The following is a 2,756-nucleotide window of genomic DNA, read 5'->3' as shown; positions in this document are numbered from 1 at the left end:
CCTCCCACCCGCGGATCCCCTTCCACCCGCCGATCCGCTTCCGCCCGTTGAGGCGCCGGCACCCGCGGCGGGACCTCCGGTGATGTGGGCTCCTGCGCGCAAGCCGCTGCTCATCGCCGGGGCGGCGACCGGGGCGATCGCGCTGGCGGCGGTGCTGCTGGCGGCGCTGTCCCCGGACCCGCCCCGGAAGGCGTCCGGGCCGCCCGCGGCGGCGAGCCCGGCGCCGGAGCGCCCGGCGGCGACCGCCTGCGCGGTGGCGTACCGGATCGACGGCACCTGGCCGCAGGGCTTCCAGGCCACGGTGCGGATCACGAACCTCGGTTCCGGCGAGATCGACGGGTGGGAGCTCGGCTTCGAGTTCCCCGACGGCCAGGCGATCACCCAGCTGTGGAACGGCAGCCAGGTCCAGCAGGGGTCGTCGGTCAGGGTGACGGCGGCCGACTGGAACCGGTCGATACCGCCGGACGGGTCGGCCGAGTTCGGGTTCCTCGGCCGGCAGGACGGCGCCAACGGCCGACCGGCCCGCTTCACCCTCAACGGCGGGGAGTGCCGGGACTGAGCCCGCGCCGATCTGGGAGCGCTCCCAACTCATCTTCGCAGGTCAGCGGGGTCAGCGCGGAATCGGTGCGGCGCACACTATTGTGTCGCGGCTCACCGAAGGCTTAGCATCCGGGCAATCGAAGCGCTTCGACAATGCTTCGACTCCCACCCCGGAGGAGACCATGATCAAGGCAGGCAGGAGCGCGGCGGTCCTCGCCGCACTCGCCGCGGCGGCCCTGTCGCTGACCGCGTGCGGCGGTGACGACGGCGGATCCGGCGGCAAGGAGCTGAAGCTCTGGCACTACGAGGCCCCCGACAGCGCCATGGGCAAGGCGTGGAGCGAGGCGGTCAAGGAGTTCGAGGCGGCGCATCCGGGCGTGAAGGTCACGTTCGAAGAGAAGGGCTTCGAGCAGATCCAGAAGACCGCGCCGATGGTGCTGAACTCCAAGGACGCCCCCGACGTCATGGAGTACAACAAGGGCAACGCGACCGCCGGGATGCTGTCCAAGCAGGGGCTGCTCACCGACCTCACCGCCGAGGTCGGGAAGCGCGGCTGGGACAAGCTGATCAGCCCGAACGTCCAGGTCACCGCCAAGTACGACGCCAAGGGCACGATGGGCGGCGACAAGTGGTACGGCGTCCCGAACTACGCCGAGTACCTGCAGATCTACTACAACAAGGACCTCTTCGAGAAGCACGGCGTCGAGATCCCGACGACGTTCGACCAGCTGGTCGCGGCCATGGACGCGTTCGTCGCGAAGGACGTCACTCCGTTCACCAACGCCGGCGCCGAGTACATGGCGCACCAGTTCGTCTACCAGCTGGCCCTCGACAGGGCCGACCAGAACTGGGTGGACGCCTTCCAGCGCTACACCGGCAAGACGGACTTCAACGACGCCGCCTGGACGTACGGGGCGAGCACGTTCGCCGACTGGGTGAAGAAGGGGTACATCGCCAAGAACTCCGTCAGCCTCAAGGCGGAGGACGCGGGCGTCGCCTTCATGAAGGGCGAGTTCCCGATGATGTTCTCCGGGAGCTGGTGGTTCGGGCGCGTCGCCGCGGAGGCGGACTTCGAGTGGGAGACCTCGGTCTGGCCCGGCGCGAAGATGACGCTCGGCTCCGGCGGGAACCTGTGGGTCGTCCCCGAGGGGTCGGAGAACAAGGAGCTCGCCTACGACTTCATCGACATCACGATGAAGAAGGGGATCCAGAACACCCTCGGCAACGCGGGCGGCATCCCGGTCGCGGCGGACCCGGCCGCGATCACCGAGCCGAAGGCCAAGAAGCTGATCGGCGACTTCGACGGGCTGGCGGAGTCCGGCGGGCTCGCGTACTACCCGGACTGGCCGGTCGCCGGCTTCTACGACGTGTGGGTGTCGCAGACGCAGAAGCTCATGAACGGCACCGCCCCGGCCGAGGTGCTGGAGGGCGTGCAGAAGTCCTACGACGGCGGCCTGCCGAAGTGACCTCGCGGGGCCGGAGCGGGTCGCGGGAGCGGTGGGCGTACGCGCCCTACCTGCTCCCGGGCCTGCTCCTCTTCACCGCCGTCATCGGCGTGCCGTTCCTGATGAACATCGGGGCGAGCTTCACCGACTGGACGGGCGTCGGGACCCCGGAGTGGATCGGGCTCGGCAACTACCGGGAGCTGGCGCGGGACGAGCAGTTCTGGGCGTCGTTCGGGCACAACGCCCTGATCATCGTCGGGATGGCGGTCGTCCCCACGATGATCGGGCTGGTGCTCGCCTCGGTGCTGACCGACCTGATCGGCCGGCACTTCGGGGCGCGGACCGCGAGCGTCCTGCGCGCCTGCATCTACCTGCCGCAGGTCCTGCCGATCGTCATCGCGGGCGTGGTGTGGAGCTGGCTGCTGGCCCCCGAGGACGGCGCGGTCAACGCGCTGCTGGACGCGGTGGGCCTCGGCTCCCTCGCGCACGACTGGCTCGGCGACCCGGCCACGGCGCTGTGGAGCGTCATCGCGGTGATGGTCTGGATCCAGATCGGCTTCCCGCTGGTGATCTTCATGTCGGGGCTGCAGCGGGTCGACCCGTCGCTGTACGAGGCGGCGGAGATCGACGGGGCCTCCTGGACGCGGCGCTTCTGGCACATCACGATCCCGCAGATCCGGCCGGAGATCTTCGTCGTGCTGCTGTGGACGACGATCGCCGCGCTCAAGGCGTTCGCGCACATCTTCGTGCTGACGAAGGGCGGGCCGGGCG

The 2,756-nt window shown here is 69.8% G+C and carries 3 protein-coding genes; all 3 read left to right on the top strand.

Translation table 11 applies throughout. The features are described 5' to 3' along the window. Positions 1-82 precede the first annotated feature (82 nt). Positions 83-559 (top strand): cellulose-binding domain-containing protein, encoded by a 477-nt coding sequence (locus E1266_RS36700; protein WP_132055123.1) that lies wholly within the window; start codon positions 83-85, stop codon positions 557-559. Positions 560-722: 163 nt separating this feature from the next. Further along, positions 723-2,006, top strand: a complete 1,284-nt coding sequence (locus E1266_RS36695) for an extracellular solute-binding protein (protein ID WP_132055121.1) — start codon at positions 723-725, stop codon at positions 2,004-2,006. Further along, positions 2,003-2,756: sugar ABC transporter permease (locus tag E1266_RS36690; protein ID WP_132055119.1), on the top strand; the 754-nt coding region annotated here is incomplete at its 3' end. The genes E1266_RS36695 and E1266_RS36690, both read left to right, overlap by 4 nt.

The sequence above is a fragment of the Actinomadura sp. 7K534 genome, from assembly GCF_004348575.1.
Taxonomy (GTDB): domain Bacteria; phylum Actinomycetota; class Actinomycetes; order Streptosporangiales; family Streptosporangiaceae; genus Spirillospora; species Spirillospora livida.
Note: the sequence above shows the minus strand (reverse complement) of the source record. Positions and strands in the feature narration are given on the sequence as shown.

Excerpts from the sequence above, each read along its gene's own strand:
- E1266_RS36700 (WP_132055123.1), top strand. The coding sequence starts at position 83 with ATGTGGGCTCCTGCGCGCAAGCCGCTGCTCATCGCCGGGGCGGCGACC.
- E1266_RS36695 (WP_132055121.1), top strand. The coding sequence starts at position 723 with ATGATCAAGGCAGGCAGGAGCGCGGCGGTCCTCGCCGCACTCGCCGCG.